Origin of the sequence: Streptomyces sp. NPDC058662, from assembly GCF_042716255.1 — a bacterium.
Classification (GTDB): Bacteria; Actinomycetota; Actinomycetes; order Streptomycetales; family Streptomycetaceae; genus Streptomyces.
On the sequence record NZ_JBHXRU010000014.1, the window covers coordinates 69,387 to 90,281 of the forward strand.

Sequence of the window (20,895 nt, forward strand, 5' to 3'; positions counted from 1 at the left end):
CCCGCCGCGGCGGGTTGTGGGGGGCGGCGGGGGGGGGGGCCCCCCCCCCCCCGGGCCCCCGGCGGGCGTGCGCGCCCCACCCCCCGCCCCCGCCCCGCCCGGCCGAACGGCCCAAGGGGCGAGACACCCCCCAAATCCAGAAGCCTGCATAGGCCAACGACCCTAGGATCCGGCCATGAGCACATCAAGCCCCACCGCCAACCGACCCCCCGCCGCCGCGCGCCGCAAAATCACCGGCGCCGTCTGGACCGCACTGGCCCTCGTCTACGTCGTCTGGGGATCGACCTACCTCGGCATCCGCATCGTCGTCGAGACCATGCCGCCCTTCCTGTCCGCCGGAGCCCGCTTCATCACCGCGGGCCTGCTCCTGGCCGGCCTGGTCACCCTCCGGTACGGGCCCGCCGCGCTGAAGGCCACCCGCGCGCAGCTCGGTTCGACGGTCCTGGTCGGCCTGCTGCTGATCCTCGGCGGGAACGGCCTGGTCGTACTCGCCGAGACCTCGGTGCCCTCGGGCCTGGCCGCCCTACTGGTGGCCTCGGTGCCGATGTGGCTGGTGGTGCTGCGGGCGAGTACCGGTGACCGGCCCCAGCTGCGTACCCTCGGCGGCGTCCTGATCGGCCTCGCGGGGCTCGCCGTGCTGACCAGCCCCGGGCTGAGCGGCGCGGTACGGCTGTCCGGCGTGCTCCAGGTGCTGGCCGCGTCGGTGCTGTGGTCGCTGGGCTCCTTCTCGGCGTCCAAAATCCCGCTGCCGGCCAACCCCTTCACCGGCAGCGCCTACCAGATGCTGGCCGGCGGCATCGGCGCCGTACTCGTCGGCCTGCTGCGCGGCGAGCACCGCGGCCTGGACCCGGCGGACTTCTCCACCGCCTCCTGGCTGGCCCTCGCCTACCTGGTGCTGATCGGCTCCATCGTCGGGTTCACCGCGTACGTGTGGCTGCTGCAGGCGGCCCCGCTGTCGCTGGTGGCCACGTACGCGTACGTCAACCCCGTCGTGGCCGTCGCGCTCGGCGCCCTGATCCTCGACGAGGCCCTGACCTGGCCCCTCCTCGTCGGCGGTGCGATCGTGGTGGCCGCCGTGGGACTGATCGTCAGCACGGAACGCAAGGCGTAGCGGCGCGGCCGCCGGCGATCGGCTCCGCCGATCAGCCCCGGGCGGCGCGCTCGTACAGCGCCCTCGCCCGCTCGTCGAACAGCGCGGCGGTCGAGTCCACGTCGGTGTCCCCGCCGCTCAGTACCCCGATCAGGCTTCCCGGGCGTCCCGGCCCGCCCCGGTCGGCGACCCAGGGGCTGCCGCTGGTGCCCGTCCAGAAGCCGGCGCAGCTCATGTACAGCATGTCGGGATCGTCCTCGTCGTGGCCCGTCCGCGTCGTGCAGGCGACGGGCTCGTTGCGCGGGTTGTGCTCGGACTCCGGGTAGCCGACGACCGTCACGTCCCGCTCGTACCCGGAGGTCCAGTCCGGCTTCGGGGCCGCGCCGCGCCCGCCCACGGCCTCCTGGACGCTGCGCCCGTCCCCGTCCCGTTCGACGGTGAGGAAGGCGAAGTCGGCGGTGTCCTCGCCCCACCGGCTCCAGCGGTCGTCCACGTGGATCGAGCGGACCTTCCACACTCCGAGGGGCTGGGTACCGGCCCCCTCGCCGGAGAACGCGGGGGCGAAGGCGAGCTCGCCGATGGCCAGCCCGTCGTGGGCGACCTCGCCCGGACTGCCGTCCTCGCCGGCCGGGGCCACGCAGTGCGCGGCGGTGGCGACGACGTTGCCCTTCGGGCTGTCGACCACGCTCGCCGTGCACCAGTGCTCGCCGCCCGCCATCAGCACGCCCACGGTGGGGAAGGGATGCGTCGGCCGGTCGCCCGGGGCCCGGAGGAACGCGACGGCGCACACGGCCGCGATCCCCGCGGTGACGGCCGCCGCCGCACCCCGCACCACCGGGCTCACCGCACGTCGGGCGCGGGTGTCGGTGCCGTCATCACCTTGCTGATCCACTCCAGGGAGCCCTCCCTCATGCCTCGCACGTACGACTTCCCGTTGTGCTCACCATCCTGGATCACCTGGAGCCGGGTGTGCACGGGACCCTTGCCGTACTCGCGCATGAACTTCTCGGCCTTGTCGCGGCCGGTCTCCGCGGTGCCGATCTGGAAGTTGATGTAGACGTCCGGTCCGCCCGCCGCGATCAGCTTCGCGGCGAGCTTCTCCGGGTTGTCCGCGTCCATCGCCCGCGTGTCGCCCTTCCACAGCGGGGAGTCGGGGACGATGTCGACCCCGCTGGCGATGGCCGCCTTGAAGCGGTCGGGGTGCTTCAGGACGTGCTTGAAGGCGCCGAACCCGCCCGAGGAGGAGCCCATGAAGGCCCAGCCGTCACGGGAGGTGAAGGTACGGAAATTGGCCCTGGTGAAATCCGGGACGTCCTCGGCCATCCAGGTGCCCATCCGGGGCTGCCCGGGGATGTCGGAGCCGTCGAAGTGGTTCTTGGTGTCGCCGTTGATCACGGGCATGACGAGGACGAAGGGCAGGCTCGTACCCGCCTTCACCCCGTCGCTGACCGCCTGCTGGAGCCCGAGACCGGGCCCGGTGCCCCAGTAGTTCTTGGGGTAGCCGCGGCCGCCGGGCAGGGAGATCAGGACCGGGAAGGCGCTCTTGGCGTACTTCGGGTCGTCGTACTCCTTGGGCACCCACACCCACACGTCGCCCGTGAAGCCGGACTTCTTGCCGACGAGGGTGGTCTTGGCGATCTGCGTCCCGTCCGGCAGCCGGCTGGTACGGACGAACTCGGCCGCCGGGCCGGTGGGCATGGTCATGCCCGGCTTGGCGGCGGCGCCGGTGTCCGTGGCGGGCGCGACCTTCTGCTGGACCTTCCCGTAGGAGACCGGATCCCCTATGTCGGAGAAGAGGCCGAGCTTGTACGCGGTCGCGCCGCCCGCGGCGAGGGCGAGCACGAGCCCGCCGCTGATCAGAAGCAGGGGCAGGCGCTTGGGGCGACGGCCGCCCGAGGCCGTGGGGTCGCCGTCGCCTTGCTGGTCATGCTGCACGGATGTTGTCCCGTTCCTTCTCCGGCGCCCCCTGGGAGCGCGGGCCGGACCGATCGGTCCCCCTTACACCCTTAACAGAGGTGTCAACGACCGGATGGGTTGCCTGGGACGGGTGTGACGTGGCGCGGGAGGCCGGCGTACCGGCGGCGCGGGACGGGCGGCACCGGCCTGCGGGCCGACCGCTCGGGACGGCCGGGCCGACCGCTCGGAACGTCCGGGCCTGCCGCTCGGAACGTCCGGGCCGACCACTCGGGACCGAGGGGCCGGCTACTCCCGCGGCCCGCACACCCCCGCTCAGGCGGCTTCGGGCTTCGGCCCCTTGAGCACCTTGCTGATCCACTCCAGCGAGCCCTCCTTCATGCCCCGGACGTAGTGCCAGCCGTTGTGCTCGCCGTTCTGGATGTCGCGGACGGTGGTCTTGACCGGCCCCTTGCCGAACTGCTCCTGGAACTTCGTCATCCGCTCCTTCCCGCCCTCCTTCGTGCCGATCTGGAAGTTGATGTAGACCTCGGGGCCCTTGCTGTCGATCAGCTTCTTGGCGAGCTTCTCCGGGTTGTTCGCGTCCATCTCCGCCTGGTGGCCGCGCCACAGCGGGGAGTCGGGGACGATCTCGCCGCCGCTGGCTATCACGGCCTTGAACTTGTCCGGGTGCTGGAGGACGGTCTTCATGCCGACGAAGGCGCCGGAGGAGGAGCCCATGAAGGCCCAGCCGTCGCGGGACTTGTAGGTGCGGAAGTTGGCCTTGGCGAAGGCCGGGACGTCCTCGGCGATCCAGGTGCCCATCTTGGCCTGCCCGGGTATGTCGGAGCCGTCGTAGTAGTACTTGTTGTCCGGGTTCAGTACCGGCATCACCACGACGAAGGGGAGGCTGGTACCCGCCTGGACGCCCTCGGTGATGGCCTTCTGGAGGCCGAGGCTGCGGTCCGACCAGTAGTTGGACGGGAAGCCGTTGCCGCCGGGGAGCGCGATCAGCACCGGGAAGCCGCTCTTGGCGTACTTGGGGTCGTCGTACTCCTTGGGCGCCCACACCCATACGTCGCCCTCGAAGCCCGACTTCGCGCCGGCGAGCCGGGTCTTGGCGATGATCGTGCCGTCGTCGAGCTTGGCGGTCTGCTTGAAGTCCGACTTCGGGCCGGTCGGCATGAGCACGTCCGGGTCGCCGGAGGGCTTCGCCGGGGCGGCGCTCGGGGCCTTCTTCTCCGGGGGGACCGCGGGCGGAGCGGTGCCGAAGCTCACGGCTTCGCCGTTGCCGGAGAACCAGTCCAGCTTCCACGCGGCGAAGCCGCCGCCGCCGAGCAGGAGCGCCAGGACGACCGCCGCACTGACGCCTATCGCGCGCCGGGACCGGGCCCGCGGCCGGGCCGGCTCGTCGTAGCCGGGGTGCGCGGCGTACTGCTGCTGGTACGCGTACTCGTCCTGGGGCCGGGCCGGGTACTCCTCGTGCGCCGGCTCGAACTGTTGCAACTGCTGGGTCTCCTGGGACTGCTGGTCATCAGGCCGCTGGCGCTGCGGGTACTGGTGCACGAACTTCGCTCCGAACGGTCATGACTGCCCGAGGGCAGAACGGCTGGGCATCCCCTTTAGTCCTGATGTCCGAATCCCCCGCGCAGTTCCGCATCCGGACGAAAACATCCGGGAAACCTTACGCCGACCGGGCGTCGGCCCTGGGCCGGGAGGTCACCGAGGCCGCTCCGGCCCGACCCGCGAGCCGCTACCGTGAAGCCATGACCGCACTGCCCGACTGGATGCGCCCACCGCGCGCGGAAGGCTGGTTCGCGGAGGACCTCGACCGCCTCCCCGAGGCGCCCCGCCACACCGAGCTCATCGACGGAGCCCTCGTCTTCATGATGTCGCCCCAGCGGTGGTGGCACGGCCACCTCGTCACCATGCTCACCGTCGCACTCATGGAGCAGGTTCCCGCCGACAGCAGAGTCGGCCGCGAGATGACCATCAAGCTCGACCCGCGCAACCGTCCCGAGCCGGACCTGCTGGTGACGACGGCCGCTTTCGACGGGGACCGCACCTGCTTCGCGCCGGAGGAGGTCCGGCTCGTCATCGAGGTGGTCTCCCCCGAGTCCGCCCACCGCGATCGCACGGTAAAACTCCGCAAGTACGCAGAGGCCGGCATCCCCCACTACTGGTGCATCGAGGACGAGGACGGCGCCCCCGTCGTCCACGTCTACGAGCTCGACGAGCCGACAGGCGCCTACGCCCCCGCCGGCATCTTCCGAGGCACCCTCCAGCGCCCGGTGCCCTTCAAAATCACCCTGGACCTGGACGGGCTCACCCCGCCCCGCAGCACAGCGTGAACGGTCAGTAGCGGTACCGAGCGGCGAGGGTGGCGGCGGTGTACACATGGCACACTCGGTACTCTTGAGCGCATGACGCAGCCGCTGCCCACAGAGTCCATCCGCGACGTGCGCGCTCACCTGGCGGAAGTAGTGGAGCGAGCCGATCGGGACGACGTGCCGACGGTGATCACGCGCCGCGGCAAGGAAGTCGCCGCCGTCGTCTCCATCGAGGTGCTGCGCAAGTACCAGGAGTGGGAAGAGCGCGAGATCAACCGGATCATCGACGAGCGCATGGCTAACCCGGCTCCCGGCATCCCGATCGAGGACATCATGAGGGAGACGCTGGCGCGCGGTGAATGAGTACCGGACCGCCTTCCGACCCGAGGCGCAGGCCGAGCTCCGGAAGATTCCTCGCGACATGGCGCTACGCATCCTGGCCAAGCTGACCGAGCTGGAGAGCGACCCGCTCGGCTTCAATACCACCGCACTCGTGTCACAGCCGGAACGCCGCCGGCTGCGCATCGGCGACTACCGAGTCGTCTACACGATCGACAAGGGGGAGCTGATGGTGTGGGTCGTACACATCGGACACCGCTCCACGGTCTACGACACGTAGCCGCTCCACCGTCAGTAGCAGTACCGAGCCGCGAGGATGACGACCTGACGACCTCGATGAGCGAGTCCGGATCGATCAGCTCGCGTTCCGACACGTTGATGTTCGTCAGGGCGTTCTCGTGCGCCTTGAGGAGCCGGCGAGCGTTCGCCGGAGAGCGCAGCAGGTACGAGCCCTCGCGCAGCACCGCGTGATCCTCGGCGGAGACGAGCACGGCGTTCCCGGATGCAGACCCGCCCAGCACTCCGACGCTGTAATAGTTTCTGTACTAGACTTGCAGCCATGAAGTCACCTCGTCCCGGCGGCACCGAGAACATCTCCGTCTCGATGCCCTCGGAACTCCTCGGCGCTCTGCGCACGCGCACCGGGAAACGCGGTGTGTCCGCGTACGTGACGGCGGCGGTCCGGCATCAGCTCGCCATGGACGGCCTCGCCGAGATCGTGGCCGCCTACGAAGCCGAGCACGAGCCGCTGAGTGAGGCCGAAGTCCAGGCGGCGCAGAGCGAACTGTTCGGTGACGCACCGGCGCCCTACGCGTCGAACGACAGCGCCGCGTGAAGGAGCCCGCGGCCAGGTCCCTGGTGCTCGACTCCCAGGCGCTGTCGCTGCTGCTACGCAACGATCGCCAGATGATCACCCGGATCGAGGCCGCTAGGCGCGTGGGCGTACCCGTCCTCGTGTCGGCCCTGACGGTGGTGGAAGCCGTCTACGAGAAGATGGATACCGCCCGTCTGCGCTGGCTGCTCTCCCGCCTTCAGGTCCAGGACGTCACCCAGGCGGACAGTCTCACCGCGGTGCAGCTGCTGAGCGACGCCGGCGGCCTCCACGGCCACAAGTACGCCATCGACGCCCTCGTCGCCGCGATGGCGCTCCGCTCCCCGGCACCCGTCCTCGTACTGACCTCGGATCGCGACGACTGGTCGAAGCTGTGCGGCGACCAAGTGCAGATCAAGGACGTCTGACCTCGACATCTACTCAGCTTGAATCCACCTGCTGATCGACTGCTGCTTCGTAGAAGGCATCCGCGAGAGCGATGATGATCGCGTTGATGGCTGGCCCGTCGGTGAAGAAGTAGTCGGCCATCGTGTTGTGGGCGTCCTGGTTGTCTGCGACTGCCTCCGTAACGGCTGCTTGGAAGTCTGGTGACTCCAGGAACTGCTTCTTGGAGTTCGCCTTGGTCTGCTTGACCAGGTTCGGGTCGGCGAGCAACCGCTCGACGAGCCCCTGCACGAACTCCCTGATCTGCGATGCGGTGAACGATTCGGCGCCGAAGAGATCATTCATCTTGTCTATGACGACCTGGAGCGCGACGTACTTCGGATCCTTCTTCGTACCCGTGCCGGCGGCGCTGATGCCCTTCAGTTGCCCTTCGCCTACGAGTGAGATGTCGACCGGGATCGCCTTGTTGTGCTTGACCCCGACCAGCACCACGTCGGAGAGATCCACGTCGGCCGCCCAAGCAGACTCGGCGATGACCTTCTCCAGCAGGCGCAGGAAGATCGAGAGCATCTCCATGTAGGGGTCGCCGTAGTCGACAATCTGGGACATGAAGTCATAGAGACGTACGTAGGTGGAGACGTCCTTGCGGAACAGGTCGAGCGCCTGGAGCGTGACCTTGTCCTCATCCTCGATCGCTCGCGCGTAGCGGCGCCGGAAGTCGTACTGCGCCGGGCTGATCGCCGCCGAGAGCGCGTTGTTGCCCTTCCGGGTCACCCACAGCTCGGCGACTTTGCGGACATCGTCCTCGGTGTAGATTCCGGCCTGGGCAAGCTTGTTAGCCAGGTGAACAACGACGTACGGATCGGTCTCGGTCTCCAGGGCCGCGTTCTTGAAGTACGGCTCGAAGGCTGCCTTGATGTCCTCGGGCTTGTTGGCGAAGTCGATGACGAATGTCTTGCGCTTCCACTCCCCACCAGCGGTGCGGTGAGTGCGGTTGAGCCGCGAGAGCGTCTGTACCGCGGCGACCCCTGACAGCTTCTTGTCGACGTACATCGCCGAGAGCAGGGGCTGGTCGAAGCCGGTCTGGAACTTGTTGGCGACCAGCATGATCTTGTACGAATCGCCCTTGAACGCAGCCGCCAGATCAGCCCCGGAGCCGGGGTTCATGTTGGCCTCGGTGAACTCGTCGTCCTTCGAGGGCTGCGGGCCCCAGTCGCTGTGCCAGGTCTCGTTCTCGGGCATCGCGACCTCGGCGGAGAAAGCGACCAGGGTACGGTAGTTGTACGACGCGTCCTCGGCGCGCCGCCTGGCGATGTAGGCGTCGATGGCCAGCTTGTACTTCACCGCGGACTTGCGCGAGTCGGTCACCACCATCGCCTTCGCCTTGCCTTCAAGGAGGTAAGCGACGTTGGCGTGGAAGTGCTCGACGATGATCTGCACCTTCTGGCTGATGTTCGTCGGGTGGAGCTGCACCCACCGCATCAGACCCTTGCGGGCGGTGGCTTCCTCGACCTCTCCTCCGTCGCCGCTCTCGGCCTTGCCGGCGATCTTCAATGCGGTGTCGTAGGACTGGTAGCCCTTGAGTACGTCGAGGATGTAACCCTCCTCGATCGCCTGCTTCATCGAGTAGAGGTGGAACTCGCGCGGCTTGCCGTCGGCCCCCTTGCGACCGAATAGTTCCAGCGTCTTGTTCTTCGGCGTCGCGGTGAAGGCGAAGTAGGAGATGTTCTCCGACTCGGCCCGCTCGGTCATCTCCGAGGCCAGGATCGACTCCACGTCGACCTCGCCGCCCTCCTCGATCTCCTTGACCTCCTCGGCTGTCAGCGCCTGCTTCAGCTTTGAGGAGATCTGGCCCGACTGGGAGGAGTGCGCCTCATCGGCGATAACCGCGAACCGCTTGCCCTTCAGGCCGGCGTCGGTGCGTATCTCGTCCAACGCATGCGGGAAGGTCTGCACCGTCACCGCGATGATCAGCTCACCGTTTTTCAACGCCTGCGCCAGCAGACCCGACTTCGACTTCGCACCGGCCTTGCGGACGTCTTCGGGGCTGATCGTCGCGACGATCTTGCCGGTGCCGTCGATCTGTCGGATCGCATCCTGCAACTGCGAGTCGAGCACGGTGCGGTCCACGACCACGATGACCGAGTCGAAGACCTTCTTGTCCTCGACATGCAGCCGCGCCAGCCGGTGTGCCGTCCAGGCGATGGTGTTCGTCTTCCCCGACCCAGCCGAGTGCTCGATCAGGTACCGCTGCCCGACACCCTCCTCCTTCACCGCCTCGACGATGCTCGTGACGGCCTCCCACTGGTGGAACCGCGGGAAGAGCATGCTCGTACGCCGCACCGACGTGCCGGTGGTGACGTCCCACTCCTCCTTGGTCTGCACGATCATCAGCCGCCCGATGATGTTCAGCCAGGCATGCTTCTCCCAGACCCGTTCCCACAGGTACCCCGTCGCCGACCGTCCGTCCGCCCCAGGCGGGTTGCCCGCACCGCTGTCGAAGCCCATGTTGAACGGCAAGAAGTGGGTCTTCTCCCCCTCCAGCCTTGTGGTCATCGCCGCCAGGTTGTTCGAAACAGCGAAGTGCACCAGAGCCCGATGCCCGAACGAGAGCAACGGCTCGGGGCGGCCATTCGTCAACGGAGTGCGATCCTGCTTGTACTGGTTGATCGCCTCGTCCAGCGACTCGGTAAAGTCAGTCTTCAGCTCCACCGTGGCCACCGGGAGCCCGTTGACGAAGAACACCAGGTCAATTTTGCGCTGGTCGGCGGTCGAGAAGTACACCTGACGCACCACCCGCACCCGCATCGCCTCGTAGTGCGCCGTCGTGGTCTCGTTGAGCGATGTCTCCGGACGGAACTGTGCCATCTTCAACCGACCACCACCGATGTACTGCACCCCATTGCGCAGGATGTTCAGCGTCCCACCGCCATGCTCGAGTGGCCGGTCGAGCGCCGCGGTCAGCACGTCGAGGAACTTCGCCTGCGAGCCCGCCGCCTTCAATGCCTTCTCGTACGCCGCCCTTTGCGTCTCCTCCAGCCACGCGAACAGGTCTGCAGGGAACAGCGCCCGCTCCCGGTCGTACTCGCCACCGTCACGGTCGTTCTTCGAGTACAGCCAGCCGTGATCCCGCAAGTACTCGCAAATTTCTGTCTCGAAGACCACCTCGTTGTGGTCGGCCATCACGCCGCCTCTCGTACGTCGATCTGGCCCGTCACCGCCGCCGTGATCAGTGCCGACCGACGCTCACGGGCAAGTTCGATGAATTGCTCCGATTCGGCGATGAGGGTATCGACCTTCGCGGTCTGCTCGTCGAGATGCGCCGCGATGCGCCGCTGCTCATCGACCGGCGGCATTGCTAGCGGCAACCGACCGAACGTGGCCCAGTTGCGGAAGTCAACACTCCGTTCACGCACGTTCGGGGCCTGCGTTGCAAGGAAGCCGCTGCGCCCCAGGTAGCGGAGAAGATGGGCGATATACGCCAGATCGTCCCCAGTGATGGCTTCACACACGTGATAGACCGGCGTCGCATTACCGTGACTGTCGGACACTCCAACCGCGCCCGCAAAGCCGTCGAGGGCGTGGAACACGAGGTCGCCCGATCGAATCTCTTGGTAGCCACTCTCGCTGTTGGAAAAGGTGTAGCCCTCCTCCCTGCGGTTGCTGCGAAGGGTCACAACGCCATCCCGGTAGGCGGTCACAACGCCGAGCCCCGCCACTGCGGGACGTGACAGTGGTCGCAGCACGCGCTTGACGGTTGTTTGACGTGCCTCAGATGGCGACCCCAGGAGAGCATCGTATTCTGCCTCACGCCGTTCGCGGAGCAACTCTACGAGCCGCTTCTGCTCCTCAATGAGCGTGTCGATACGGACGGTCTCGCGGTCCAGGTGGTCAGCAATGGCCCGCTGCTCCTCGGTAGGAGGAAGCGGAAACTCCTGTGCCTTGAGCAGTTGCCACGATAGATTGCGCTGAATGTCGCCGACGCCCCGCGACGAGACCACGTACGGAAATCGCGCGGCATACGACGCGAACAGGTACCGACCAAACTGCCCGTCCAGTCGCCGTGACACCTGGCAGACGATGTAGGCGGGGCTAATGATTCCACGCAGTTGCGAGATCGCGACGGACCCTCGCCACGCCTGTTGATTGTTCAGGACAAGGTCACCAGGAAGAACAAGTTGATATGCGGACGTATCCTCGCTAGTCGCATGAACGATCCGATCTGCCTTGTACGGAACGATCCCCTCGCCGAGATAGAGCGACAGCAACGGAGCGTCTGAGATGTTCGTTCGCTTCACAGGAGTCGCCAAACGACCAAGCGCCACAGCGTCCCACTCTGCGGGAATGGCTCGGAACCACGGGATGCCCGTTTCGCGCATCTGGCGTGTCACCCTTCCACCTCGCGGAGGAGGTCGAGGATCTTAGTGACCTGCTTCTCCAAATCGGAGTCGATCTCGGCGAGCGGGCGGGGCGGGATATACCTGTAGAAGTGCCGGGTGAAAGGGACCTCGTACCCGGTCCTGACCTTCGCCCAATCGATCCATGCGTCAGGCACATGCGGCCTCACCTCGGCGTCGAAGTAGGCCTGGATAACCTCGGCCTTGCCGGACGCACCAGCGGTCGAGCCACCATAGGTGAAGGGCACGTTCTCGACCTCACGCTTCTTCGAGTCCGGCTTGAACCTGCCCTTGCTGTCGTGGACAGGCTTGTCCTCATCGTCGAGGAGGGGGCGCTCGATGGTGATCGCCCAGTAGCCGAACTCGTCGTTGCGCAGCACCTTGGAGTAGTCGGGGTCGGCCTCGGTGAAGTCCGCGTACAGCCGCAGCACCTCGGCGCGGTCGGCGTCGCCGAGTTCGCGACCCTTGTCGCCAAGGTTTTTCCGCATCTTGGTCCAGAACGAGGTGCCGTCAATGAGCTGGACCAGCCCCTTGCGGTCAGCGTGCTTGGTGTTGTCGAGGATCCAGATGTAGGTGGCGATGCCAGTGTTAAAGAACATGTTGGTCGGCAGTGCGACGATCGCCTCGACCAGGTCGTTCTCAAGCAGCCACTGACGAATGCTCGACTCGTTTGGCTTCTTGGGGTCTGGAGCCCTTCCATTGGTCAGTGGCGAACCGTTCATGACGATCCCTGCCCGACCGCCGCCGTGCTCGGGGGCGCGCATCTTGTGAGTCAGGTGAAGCAGGAAAAGCATCTGCCCATCCGAGGTCGGTGGGAGACCGGGGGCAAATCGCCCGTAGGGACCCGCGGAGTCGCGCTCCTCTCTTACCGCCTTGGCATACTGCTTCCAGTCCACGCCGTAGGGCGGGTTGGACATGCAGTAGTCGAACTGGCGGCCCTTGAAGGCGTCGTCGGTGAGCGTGTTGCCAAAGGCAATATTGGTCGCGTCGTGGCCCTTGGCGAGCAGGTCGGACTTGCAGATGGCGTACGACTGCGGGTTGTACTCCTGGCCGTACAGGCTCAACTTCGCCTCAGGGTTCTGCGCGAGCAGGTGCTCTTCGGCCAGGGACAGCATGCCGCCGGTGCCGGCGGTGGGGTCGTACAGCGACCGGATGATGCTGCCCTCGGTGAGGTCGACGTCCTTCTCCGCGAACAGCAGGTCGACCAGCAGCCGGATCGCGTCGCGCGGCGTGTAGTGGTCTCCGGAGGTCTCGTTCGCGGCCTCATTGAACTTGCGGATGATGTACTCGAACGCATCCCCCATGTCTGCGTTGGACACCATCTTGGGATGCAGGTCGACGGCGCCGAAGGACTTGACGATCTCTCGCAAGAGCCCGGCCTTCTCCAGGGCCAGGATCTCCTTCTTGAAGTCGAAGTACTCGAACACGTCCACGTCGGCGGAGAACCGGTCGATGTACTCGGCGAGGTTGTCCGCCAGCCCGTCCGCATCGGCCAACAGGTTCGCGAACTCGTAGTTCGAGGTGTTGTAGAACGTCCGCCCCGTGGCCTTCTTGACCTCAATCTTGAGCCGATTCGGGTTCTCGTACCTCGCAGCCAGCTCCCGTACGGTCGCGCGGTCCGGCTCGAGTACGCAGTCGAGCCGTCTCAGGATCGTGAACGGGAGGATCACCGTCCCGTACTGGTTGGGGCGGTAGGGGCCCCGAAGCTGGTCAGCGATTGACCAGATGAAGCTACCGAGCGTGCTCACAGGTTCCTCACGAGAATCGTCTAGCAGTACCGATCACTTTGGCAGAGATAGCAGCCGCCGTCCCATGGTTCAGCCATGGCCCCTCAACCGGCTCTTACCGATCAGCCCGCGCAGCTACCGGGCGCGGCAGGCTGCGCTCCCCACGACGATCGAACTCCGTAATCACGGAGGCTCACCGGAGTGGAATCCAGCACCGGCAACCCATCCACATCCCAGCGCAATCCCAGCACGGTAGGGACGAGCAGGGGTGATGACAGGTGACGAGGGGTCAGCCATCCCAGCACCATCCCAGCACGGGGAAAACCAAGGGGTCCGACTCCAGAGAGTCGAACCCCTCCTGAACTGCACGTTTGCCAGATCAGCAACGTGATGGTACGTCATCCACTACACGTTGAAGCGGAACTCCACCACGTCGCCGTCCTGCATGACGTAGTCCTTGCCCTCCATGCGGGCCTTGCCCTTCGCGCGGGCCTCGGTGACCGAGCCGCAGGCGACCAGGTCGGCGAAGGAGATGACCTCGGCCTTGATGAAGCCGCGCTGGAAGTCCGTGTGGATGACGCCGGCGGCCTCCGGGGCGGTGGCGCCCTGCTTGATCGTCCAGGCGCGCGTCTCCTTCGGGCCCGCCGTCAGGTACGTCTGCAGGCCCAGGGTGGCGAAGCCGACGCGGCCGAGGGTGGCCATGCCCGGCTCGTCCTGGCCGACCGACTGGAGGAGTTCGAGGGCCTCCTCGTCGTCCAGCTCGACGAGGTCCGCCTCCAGCTTGGCGTTCAGGAAGATCGCTTCCGCCGGGGCGACCAGCGCGGACTGCTCCGCCTTGAAGGCGTCGTCCGTCAGCTCGTCCTCGTCCACGTTGAAGACGTACAGGAAGGGCTTGGTGGTCAGCAGGTGGAGCTCGTGGAGGAGGTCGCCCTGCTCCGTGCCCTTCGCGATGCCGCGGGAGAAGAGGGTGTGGCCCTCCTCCAGGATCTTCTGCGCCTTCTCGACCGCGGCGAGGACCGCGACCTTCTCCTTCTGGAGGCGGGACTCCTTCGTCAGGCGCGGCACCGCCTTCTCGATGGACTGGAGGTCGGCGAGGATCAGCTCGGTGTTGATCGTCTCGATGTCGTCCTTCGGCGAGACCTTGCCGTCGACGTGCACGACGTTCTCGTCCTTGAATGCGCGGATGACCTGGCAGATCGCGTCGGACTCGCGGATGTTCGCCAGGAACTTGTTGCCCAGGCCCTCACCCTCCGAGGCGCCGCGCACGATGCCCGCGATGTCGACGAAGTCGACCGTCGCCGGGAGGACCTTCTGCGAGCCGAAGATGCCCGCGAGGACGGCCAGACGGGAGTCCGGGACGCCGACGACGCCGACGTTCGGCTCGATCGTGGCGAACGGGTAGTTGGCCGCCAGCACGTCGTTCTTGGTCAGGGCGTTGAACAGGGTCGACTTGCCGACATTCGGCAGGCCGACGATTCCGATCGTGAGCGACACGTTGGCGACTTCCCGTAGCTGGAGGGGGCGGCGGCCCGGGAGTGGGCCGTCGGACAGTTTACTTTCCGATGAGTGGGGCTGGATGTACGCGTGTCCGGTGCCCCGTACCGCGGCCCGGCGGCCTACTTTGGGACCGTGGAGCGATACAGGACGCGACCGGCCCCTCACCCGCAGCGACCCCCTGCGCAGCGCGGCCGCCCGAGCGCGGCCGCGCCCCTGCCCGCGCGGGGTCCGCGGCGGGCCCCCCTCGCGCGGCGGCTGCCCCGGCCCCGGCTGACCGGCCTGGGCGGCGGGTTGTTCGCCTGCGCCGGCATGGTGGTGGCCGCGGGCATCGCCTGGCTGCTGTTCGGCTCCTCGCTCTTCGCCTACGGGCTGCTCTTCCTGCCGGTCGCGGCGGCCACCGCCCTGTGGGTGCGGCCCGCCGACCTGGTCACCGCCCCGATCAGCGTCCCCATCGCCTTCGCGGTCGGCGTCTGGCCCATCTCGGGCGGCTCCGGCGGGTTCGGCGGCCAGCTGATGGGGCTGGTGTCCGCGCTGTCCCTGCACGCCGGCTGGCTGTACGCGGGCACGCTGGCGGCCGCCCTGATCGCCGTCGTGCGCAAGGCCGTGGACATCGGGAAGCGGCGGCTGCCCCCCAGGCGGACCGCCTGACCCGCGGGCCGGGCGGGCGAACCGCCTGACCCGCCGGGAAGACCGCCGCTCCCGCGTCGCGGACGGCCCGGGCGGCCGGGCGGCCGGGCGGCCGCAGACGGCCTAGTGCTTCGCCGCCATGGCCGCGCCGACGATCCCCGCGTTGTTCTGGAGCCTGGCCGGCACGATCTCGGCCCGGATGCCCTCGATCAGCGGCAGGAACTTCTCCGGCTTGCGGCTCACGCCGCCGCCGATGATGAAGAGGTCCGGCGAGAACAGCATCTCCACGTGTGCGAGGTACTGCTGGAGCCGGTGCGCCCAGCGCTCCCAGGTGAGCTCGTGGTCCTCCTTCGCCTTCACGGACGCGCGCGTCTCCGCGTCGTGCCCCTTGAGCTCCAGGTGGCCGAGCTCCGAGTTGGGCACCAGGTGCCCGTCCGTGAACAGGGCGCTGCCGATGCCCGTGCCCAGGGTGAGCAGGATGACCGTGCCGCCCCGCCCGCGCCCGGCGCCGTAGGTCATCTCGGCGATGCCCGCGGCGTCCGCGTCGTTGAGGACCGTGACGGGCAGCCCGCCCAGTTCCCGCGAGAGCAGGCCCGCCGCGTCCTGGCCGATCCACCCCTTGTCGACGTTGGCCGCCGACCGGGTGACGCCGCCCGTGACCACGCCCGGGAAGGTCACCCCGACGGGGCCGTCCCAGTCGAAGTGGCGTACCACCTCGACGACGCAGCCGGCCACCCCGTCGGGGGTGGCCGGCTGCGGTGTCAGTACTTTGTGGCGCTCCTGCGCCAGATCGCCCCGGTCGAGATCGACCGGAGCGCCCTTGATTCCGGAACCACCGATGTCCACACCCATGATCTGCATGGACATACGGTACGAAACGAGTTACTTGTCGGCGACCAGTTCGGCGGCTTCGGCCCGCAGGTCGCGGCGCAGTTCCTTCGGGAGCGAGAAGACGATCGACTCCTCGGCCGTCTTGACGATCTCCACATCGGCGAAGCCGCGCACGGTCAGCCACTCCAGGACTTCCTCGACGAGCACCTCCGGCACCGAGGCGCCCGAGGTCAGGCCGACCGTGGTGACGCCCTCCAGCCAGGCCTCGTCGATCTCGCTCGCGAAGTCGACGAGGTGGGCGGCGCGCGCGCCGGCGTCCAGGGCGACCTCGACGAGCCGGATGGAGTTCGAGGAGTTCTTGGAGCCGACGACGATGACCAGGTCGGAGTCGGCGCCCATCACCTTGACGGCCGCCTGGCGGTTGGAGGTGGCGTAGCAGATGTCGTCGCTGGGCGGCGAGACGAGCAGCGGGAACTTGGTCTTCAGGGCGTCGACCGTCTCCATCGTCTCGTCGACGGAGAGGGTGGTCTGCGACAGCCAGACGACCTTCGACTCGTCGCGCACCTCGACGTTCGCCACGTCGTCCGGGCCGTCCACGATCGTGATGTGGTCGGGGGCCTCGCCGGAGGTGCCGATGACCTCCTCGTGGCCCTCGTGGCCGATGAGGAGGATGTCGAAGTCCTCGTTCGCGTAGCGGATGGCTTCCTTGTGGACCTTGGTGACCAGCGGGCAGGTCGCGTCGATCGTCGCGAGCTTGCCGCGCGCCGCCTCCTCGTGCACCACCGGCGCGACGCCGTGCGCGGAGAACATCACGATGGAGCCCTCCGGCACCTCCTCCGTCCGCTCGACGAAGATCGCGCCCTTCTTCTCCAGCGTCTGGACGACGTACTTGTTGTGCACGATCTCGTGCCGGACGTACACCGGCGCGCCGTACTGCTGGAGGGCCTTCTCGACAGCGATCACGGCTCGGTCCACACCCGCGCAGTAGCCGCGGGGGGCGGCGAGCAGAACGCGACGGGAAGCGGGAGCGGGGGCGGGAGCAGTCATGGTCTCCATCGTACGGGGGTCTCCAGGAGGCCCGCGGTCGCCCGCTCGGCACAGACTGGTTCGGATGGCCGTGCCGACCGCCCCCCGGAGGAACGATGGCGTCCGTGACGGATTCCAGTACCCCGCCCGCCGCCCTGCGGCGGAGCCTCGGATTCCGGGATCTGGTCGTCTACGGGCTCCTCTTCATCGCCCCGATGGCGCCGGTCGGGGTCTTCGGCACGCTGGACGCCAGGTCCCACGGGGCGGTGGCGCTCGTCTACCTCGTCGCGACGGCGGCGATGGCCTGCACGGCCTACAGCTACGCCCAGATGGTGCGGGTGGCCCCGCAGGCCGGTTCCGTCTTCACGTACGCCCGCAAGGGGCTCGGTGAGGGTCCGGGGCTGATCGCGGGCTGGATGGCGATGCTCGACTACCTGCTGATCCCGGCCGTGGCGTACCTGTTCTCGGGGATCGCCATGAACGCCCTGGTGCCGGAGGTCTCCCGGTGGGTGTGGACGGCCCTGGCGGTGGGGGTCACCACGCTGCTCAACCTGCGGGGCGTACGGGCGGCCGCGCGCGTGGGCTTCGCCGTGCTGGCGATGGAGGTCCTGGTCCTGCTGGTGTTCCTGGTCTCCGCCGTGACGGTGCTGGTCCGCGACGGGGCGCAGCGCGGCTGGCTCTCCCCGCTGACCGGCGACGGCTCGCTGGGCTTCTCCCTCGCCGCCGTGCTCGGCGCGGTGTCGGTCGCCGTGCTCTCGTACCTCGGTTTCGACGCCATCGCCTCCTTCGCCGAGGAGGTGACGGGGGGATCGGAGCGGGTGGCCCGGGCGGTGCTGTTCTGCCTGGGCCTGACCGGCGTGCTGTTCCTCGCGCAGACCTACCTGGCGGCGCTGCTCACCCCCGTCTCCGCGGCCGAGCTGGCGGCCGATCCGGCGTTGCAGGGGCCGGCCTTCTACAACTCCGTGGAGTCCTCGGTGGGCCCCTGGCTGCACGACCTGGTCGCGGTCAGCAAGGCGATCGGGGCGGCGTTCGCGGCGCTGGCCGGTCAGGCGGCGGCGGGCCGGCTGCTGTTCGCGATGGCCCGCGAGGGGCGGTTGCCGCGCGCCCTGTCCCGCACTTCGGGCGGGACGCCGCGTCCCGCCCTGCTGGTGGCGGCGACGGTGACGCTGGTCGCCGCCGTGTGGGCGGCCCGGCGCGACGACGGGCTGGACCACCTGGTCTCCGTGGTGAACGTCGGGGCCCTGGTGGCCTTCACCCTGCTGCACGCCTCGGTGATCGGCTGGTTCGTGGTCAAGCGGCGCGGGGGCGCGCCGCACTGGGGGAAGCACCTGGTGGCCCCGCTGCTCGGCGCGGTCGTGACGGTGGCGGTGATCGTCGAGGCCTCCTGGACCGCGCAGCTGGTGGGGGCGGTGTGGCTGGCGGTGGGCCTGGCGCTGCTGTTCGTACAGCGCGGCCGGACCGGCGGCGACCCGCGGGGCGCGAACCGGGGCGGACCGGGCGCCGGACCGGGCGGAGGACCGGGCGCCGGACCGGCCGGACAGGGCGCCGGCGGGGACCCGCCGGTGCGCGACACCCGCCCCGGGGCCTGAGACGCTGTCAGCCGCGCCCGTTAGCCTGCGTGCATGGGACTGAATACGTCGGCCGAGGCGCCGCTGCCGGTAGGCCAAGTGTCCCGGCTCATCGGGGGCTGGATCGAGCGGCTCGGCCAGGTGTGGGTGGAGGGGCAGATCACGCAGCTCTCGCGGCGGCCGGGGGCGGGGGTGGTCTTCCTGACGCTGCGCGACCCCTCGCACGACATCTCGGTGAGCGTGACCTGCTTCCGGCAGGTCTACGACGAGGTCGCGGACGCGGTCTCGGAGGGCGCGAGGGTCGTCGTACTGGCCAAGCCGGAGTGGTACGCCCCGCGCGGGCAGCTGTCCCTGCGGGCCACGGAGATACGGCCGGTCGGCATCGGCGAGCTGCTCGCCCGCCTGGAGCGGCTCAAGCGGTCCCTGGCCGCCGAGGGGCTGTTCGCGGCGGACCGCAAGAAGGAGCTGCCCTTCCTGCCCCAGCTGATCGGGCTGGTGGTGGGGCGGGCCTCGGCCGCCGAGCGGGACGTCCTGGAGAACGCCCGGCGCCGCTGGCCGGCGGTGCGCTTCGAGGTGCGCAACGTCGCCGTCCAGGGGGTGCACGCGGTGCCCCAGGTGGTCCGGGCGGTCCAGGAGCTCGACGCCCTGCCCGAGGTCGACGTGATCATCGTGGCCCGCGGCGGCGGCAGCGTCGAGGATCTGCTGCCCTTCTCCGACGAGCAGGTCGTACGGGCCGTCGCCGCGGCCCGCACCCCGGTGGTCTCGGCGATCGGCCACGAGCCCGACTCACCGCTGCTGGACCTGGTGGCCGACCTGCGGGCCTCGACGCCCACGGACGCGGCGAAGAAGGTCGTCCCGGACGTGGGTGAGGAGCTGGAGCGCGTGCGCCAGCTCCAGGGCCGCGCACTGCGGGCGGTCCGCGGGCTGCTCGACCGGGAGGAGCGGGGGCTGTCGCACGCGCTCGGCCGGCCGGTGTTCGTCCATCCGCGGCGGATGGTGGAGAGCCGCGAGGACGAGCTGGACGCGCTGCTGGCGCGCAGCCGCCGCACGCTCGGGCATCTGCTGGACCGGGCCGATTCCGAGCTCGGCCACACCCTCGCCCGGGTGGTCGCGCTGTCGCCGGCCGCCACCCTGGAGCGCGGGTACGCGGTGCTCCAGCGGGCCGACGGGCACGTGGTGCGCTCGCCCGGGGAGGTGTCGGCGGACGACGTGCTGCGCGCCCGGGTCGCGGAGGGCGCGTTCTCCGTACGGGTGGCCCCGGAGTAGCGCCCGCCGACCGGGCGCCGCACGCGGGAGCCGCCCCGTGTGACGCCGTACCGCCGCAACACGTTCGTCGTACGACACGCAGAGGATGGATGAGGGAATGACAGAGGCCGGATCGGCGCTGGGGTACGAGCAGGCGCGGGACGAGCTCATCGAGGTCGTCCGCAAGCTGGAGGCCGGTGGGACCTCGCTGGAGGACTCGCTCGCGCTCTGGGAGCGGGGCGAGGAGCTGGCGAAGGTGTGCCGGCACTGGCTGGAGGGCGCCAGGGCGCGGCTGGACTCGGCACTGGCCGAGCGGGACGCGGCCGAGGGGGGCGGGGAGTGATCCCGGTCACCCGGAACCGGAGATAGTTGAAAGTTCACCTACTTTCGCCGTACAGTCGGGGACATCGCTTCACCTCCGTATGGAAGAAGGCTTTCCGATGTCTCTCGTTCTTGACTCCGCCGCCCAGGACCTCCTGTTCCGTGAGGCCCGCACCGCCAACTCGTTCTCCGACGAGCCGGTGACCGAGGAGCAGGTCCAGGCGATATACGACCTGGTGAAGTACGGTCCCACCGCCTTCAACCAGACCCCGCTGCGTATCACCCTGGTCCGCTCCCCCGAGGCCCGCGAGCGCCTCGTGAAGCACATGGCCGCGGGCAACGACGCCAAGACCGCCACCGCGCCGCTGGTCGCGATCCTGGCCGCCGACAACGAGTTCCACGAGGAGCTCCCGCACCTGCTGCCGCACTTCCCGCAGGCGAAGGACGCGTTCTTCTCGGAGCGCCCGGTGCGCGAGCAGTCCGCGCTGCTCAACGCCGCGCTGCAGGCCGCGTACTTCATCATCGGCATCCGCGCCGCCGGCCTGGCCGCGGGCCCGATGACCGGTGCCGACTTCGCCGGCATCCAGAAGGAGTTCCTGGACGCCGACCACACCCCGCTGATGGTCGTCAACATCGGCAAGCCGGGCACGGAGGGCACGTTCCCGCGCTCCCCGCGCCTGGAGTTCGACCAGGTCATCACCACGGTCTGAGCCGCCGCACAGGCGCCGCACCGCGTCGCCGCACCGTGTGACGCGTGATGTACGAAGCCGCCCGCCCCGGGATCCCGG

General features: G+C 68.7%; 20 protein-coding genes and 1 pseudogene. 11 read left to right on the forward strand and 10 right to left on the reverse strand.

Features of this window, described 5'->3' with window-relative positions:
- Positions 1-175: 175 nt before the first annotated feature.
- Positions 176-1,111, forward strand: coding sequence for an EamA family transporter (locus ACFWUQ_RS08255; RefSeq protein WP_384534563.1), 936 nt, complete (start codon positions 176-178; stop codon positions 1,109-1,111).
- A gap of 31 nt (positions 1,112-1,142) precedes the next feature.
- Here ACFWUQ_RS08255 and ACFWUQ_RS08260 read toward each other — a convergent pair whose 3' ends face one another.
- The 3 genes from ACFWUQ_RS08260 to ACFWUQ_RS08270 all read right to left on the reverse strand — a co-directional run bounded on the left by ACFWUQ_RS08260 (position 1,143) and on the right by ACFWUQ_RS08270 (position 4,549).
- The gene (locus ACFWUQ_RS08260) at positions 1,143-1,982 is read right to left on the reverse strand and encodes a trypsin-like serine peptidase (RefSeq protein WP_384534565.1); all 840 of its coding nucleotides are present in this window, start codon (positions 1,980-1,982) and stop codon (positions 1,143-1,145) included.
- Positions 1,931-3,025, reverse strand: coding sequence for an alpha/beta hydrolase (locus ACFWUQ_RS08265; RefSeq protein ID WP_384534567.1), 1,095 nt, complete (start codon positions 3,023-3,025; stop codon positions 1,931-1,933). The genes ACFWUQ_RS08260 and ACFWUQ_RS08265 overlap by 52 nt, the downstream gene beginning before the upstream one ends.
- 294 nt (positions 3,026-3,319) lie before the next feature.
- The gene (locus ACFWUQ_RS08270) at positions 3,320-4,549 is read right to left on the reverse strand and encodes an alpha/beta hydrolase (RefSeq protein WP_384534569.1); all 1,230 of its coding nucleotides are present in this window, start codon (positions 4,547-4,549) and stop codon (positions 3,320-3,322) included.
- A gap of 200 nt (positions 4,550-4,749) precedes the next feature.
- On the opposite strand from ACFWUQ_RS08270, the gene ACFWUQ_RS08275 reads away from it, so the two are divergent.
- The 3 genes from ACFWUQ_RS08275 (at position 4,750) to ACFWUQ_RS08285 (ending at position 5,932) form a co-directional block, all read left to right on the forward strand.
- Complete coding sequence (locus ACFWUQ_RS08275) at positions 4,750-5,334, forward strand: Uma2 family endonuclease (protein ID WP_384534571.1); 585 nt, start codon at positions 4,750-4,752, stop codon at positions 5,332-5,334.
- A gap of 72 nt (positions 5,335-5,406) precedes the next feature.
- Entirely contained in the window at positions 5,407-5,676 is a 270-nt protein-coding gene (locus ACFWUQ_RS08280; protein ID WP_055621811.1) for a type II toxin-antitoxin system Phd/YefM family antitoxin, read from the forward strand.
- Positions 5,669-5,932 (forward strand): type II toxin-antitoxin system RelE/ParE family toxin, encoded by a 264-nt coding sequence (locus tag ACFWUQ_RS08285; RefSeq protein ID WP_384534574.1) that lies wholly within the window; start codon positions 5,669-5,671, stop codon positions 5,930-5,932. Before ACFWUQ_RS08280 ends, ACFWUQ_RS08285 begins: the two co-directional genes overlap by 8 nt.
- A 61-nt stretch (positions 5,933-5,993) precedes the next feature.
- On the opposite strand, the pseudogene ACFWUQ_RS08290 reads toward ACFWUQ_RS08285, so the two are convergent.
- Positions 5,994-6,161 (reverse strand): annotated as a pseudogene (locus ACFWUQ_RS08290) (type II toxin-antitoxin system prevent-host-death family antitoxin); the annotation flags it as partial.
- A gap of 50 nt (positions 6,162-6,211) precedes the next feature.
- On the opposite strand from ACFWUQ_RS08290, the gene ACFWUQ_RS08295 reads away from it, so the two are divergent.
- Both ACFWUQ_RS08295 and ACFWUQ_RS08300 read left to right on the forward strand, forming a co-directional pair.
- Complete coding sequence (locus ACFWUQ_RS08295) at positions 6,212-6,487, forward strand: hypothetical protein (RefSeq protein ID WP_014048106.1); 276 nt, start codon at positions 6,212-6,214, stop codon at positions 6,485-6,487.
- Positions 6,484-6,891 (forward strand): PIN domain-containing protein, encoded by a 408-nt coding sequence (locus tag ACFWUQ_RS08300; protein WP_384534576.1) that lies wholly within the window; start codon positions 6,484-6,486, stop codon positions 6,889-6,891. The genes ACFWUQ_RS08295 and ACFWUQ_RS08300 overlap by 4 nt, the downstream gene beginning before the upstream one ends.
- A 13-nt stretch (positions 6,892-6,904) precedes the next feature.
- Here the strand turns inward: ACFWUQ_RS08300 and ACFWUQ_RS08305 are convergent, their stop codons facing one another.
- From ACFWUQ_RS08305 to ychF, 4 genes are all read right to left on the reverse strand, one after another.
- Positions 6,905-10,051, reverse strand: coding sequence for a type I restriction endonuclease subunit R (locus tag ACFWUQ_RS08305; protein ID WP_384534578.1), 3,147 nt, complete (start codon positions 10,049-10,051; stop codon positions 6,905-6,907).
- Positions 10,051-11,259, reverse strand: coding sequence for a hypothetical protein (locus tag ACFWUQ_RS08310; RefSeq protein WP_384534580.1), 1,209 nt, complete (start codon positions 11,257-11,259; stop codon positions 10,051-10,053). Before ACFWUQ_RS08310 ends, ACFWUQ_RS08305 begins: the two co-directional genes overlap by 1 nt.
- Positions 11,256-13,013 (reverse strand): N-6 DNA methylase, encoded by a 1,758-nt coding sequence (locus ACFWUQ_RS08315; protein WP_384534582.1) that lies wholly within the window; start codon positions 13,011-13,013, stop codon positions 11,256-11,258. The genes ACFWUQ_RS08310 and ACFWUQ_RS08315 overlap by 4 nt, the downstream gene beginning before the upstream one ends.
- A gap of 384 nt (positions 13,014-13,397) precedes the next feature.
- Complete coding sequence (ychF, locus tag ACFWUQ_RS08320; RefSeq protein ID WP_384534584.1) at positions 13,398-14,486, reverse strand: redox-regulated ATPase YchF; 1,089 nt, start codon at positions 14,484-14,486, stop codon at positions 13,398-13,400.
- Positions 14,487-14,798: 312 nt separating this feature from the next.
- Between ychF and ACFWUQ_RS08325 the strand changes: the two genes are divergently transcribed.
- On the forward strand, positions 14,799-15,137 hold the full coding sequence (locus tag ACFWUQ_RS08325; protein WP_384534587.1) for a DUF6542 domain-containing protein: 339 nt from the start codon (positions 14,799-14,801) through the stop codon (positions 15,135-15,137).
- Between the two features lie 102 nt (positions 15,138-15,239).
- Here ACFWUQ_RS08325 and ppgK read toward each other — a convergent pair whose 3' ends face one another.
- Entirely contained in the window at positions 15,240-15,977 is a 738-nt protein-coding gene (gene ppgK, locus ACFWUQ_RS08330; protein WP_384534589.1) for a polyphosphate--glucose phosphotransferase, read from the reverse strand.
- Between the two features lie 21 nt (positions 15,978-15,998).
- On the reverse strand, positions 15,999-17,003 hold the full coding sequence (locus ACFWUQ_RS08335; RefSeq protein ID WP_384534592.1) for a 4-hydroxy-3-methylbut-2-enyl diphosphate reductase: 1,005 nt from the start codon (positions 17,001-17,003) through the stop codon (positions 15,999-16,001).
- A gap of 86 nt (positions 17,004-17,089) precedes the next feature.
- Here ACFWUQ_RS08335 and ACFWUQ_RS08340 point away from each other — a divergent pair, with 86 nt between their 5' ends.
- From ACFWUQ_RS08340 to ACFWUQ_RS08355, 4 genes are all read left to right on the forward strand, one after another.
- Positions 17,090-18,562: an APC family permease gene (locus ACFWUQ_RS08340; protein ID WP_384534595.1), complete on the forward strand. Its 1,473-nt coding sequence runs from the start codon at positions 17,090-17,092 to the stop codon at positions 18,560-18,562.
- A 33-nt stretch (positions 18,563-18,595) separates the two neighbouring features.
- Positions 18,596-19,807, forward strand: coding sequence for an exodeoxyribonuclease VII large subunit (xseA, locus tag ACFWUQ_RS08345; RefSeq protein ID WP_384534598.1), 1,212 nt, complete (start codon positions 18,596-18,598; stop codon positions 19,805-19,807).
- Between the two features lie 97 nt (positions 19,808-19,904).
- A complete protein-coding gene (locus ACFWUQ_RS08350) occupies positions 19,905-20,129 on the forward strand; it encodes an exodeoxyribonuclease VII small subunit (RefSeq protein ID WP_384534601.1) in 225 nt (74 codons plus the stop codon).
- A 97-nt stretch (positions 20,130-20,226) separates the two neighbouring features.
- Positions 20,227-20,817, forward strand: a complete 591-nt coding sequence (locus tag ACFWUQ_RS08355) for a malonic semialdehyde reductase (RefSeq protein WP_384534604.1) — start codon at positions 20,227-20,229, stop codon at positions 20,815-20,817.
- Positions 20,818-20,895 lie beyond the last annotated feature (78 nt).

Bases quoted from the DNA above. Each gene is read 5' to 3' on its own strand.
- ACFWUQ_RS08350 (WP_384534601.1), top strand. From the start codon at position 19,905: ATGACAGAGGCCGGATCGGCGCTGGGGTACGAGCAGGCGCGGGACGAG.
- ppgK (WP_384534589.1), bottom strand. From the start codon at position 15,977: ATGCAGATCATGGGTGTGGACATCGGTGGTTCCGGAATCAAGGGCGCT.
- ACFWUQ_RS08355 (WP_384534604.1), top strand. From the start codon at position 20,227: ATGTCTCTCGTTCTTGACTCCGCCGCCCAGGACCTCCTGTTCCGTGAG.
- ACFWUQ_RS08280 (WP_055621811.1), top strand. From the start codon at position 5,407: ATGACGCAGCCGCTGCCCACAGAGTCCATCCGCGACGTGCGCGCTCAC.
- ACFWUQ_RS08255 (WP_384534563.1), top strand. From the start codon at position 176: ATGAGCACATCAAGCCCCACCGCCAACCGACCCCCCGCCGCCGCGCGC.
- xseA (WP_384534598.1), top strand. From the start codon at position 18,596: ATGGGACTGAATACGTCGGCCGAGGCGCCGCTGCCGGTAGGCCAAGTG.
- ACFWUQ_RS08335 (WP_384534592.1), bottom strand. From the start codon at position 17,003: ATGGAGACCATGACTGCTCCCGCCCCCGCTCCCGCTTCCCGTCGCGTT.
- ACFWUQ_RS08275 (WP_384534571.1), top strand. From the start codon at position 4,750: ATGACCGCACTGCCCGACTGGATGCGCCCACCGCGCGCGGAAGGCTGG.
- ACFWUQ_RS08340 (WP_384534595.1), top strand. From the start codon at position 17,090: ATGGCGTCCGTGACGGATTCCAGTACCCCGCCCGCCGCCCTGCGGCGG.
- ACFWUQ_RS08325 (WP_384534587.1), top strand. From the start codon at position 14,799: ATGGTGGTGGCCGCGGGCATCGCCTGGCTGCTGTTCGGCTCCTCGCTC.
- ACFWUQ_RS08305 (WP_384534578.1), bottom strand. From the start codon at position 10,051: ATGGCCGACCACAACGAGGTGGTCTTCGAGACAGAAATTTGCGAGTAC.
- ACFWUQ_RS08295 (WP_014048106.1), top strand. From the start codon at position 6,212: ATGAAGTCACCTCGTCCCGGCGGCACCGAGAACATCTCCGTCTCGATG.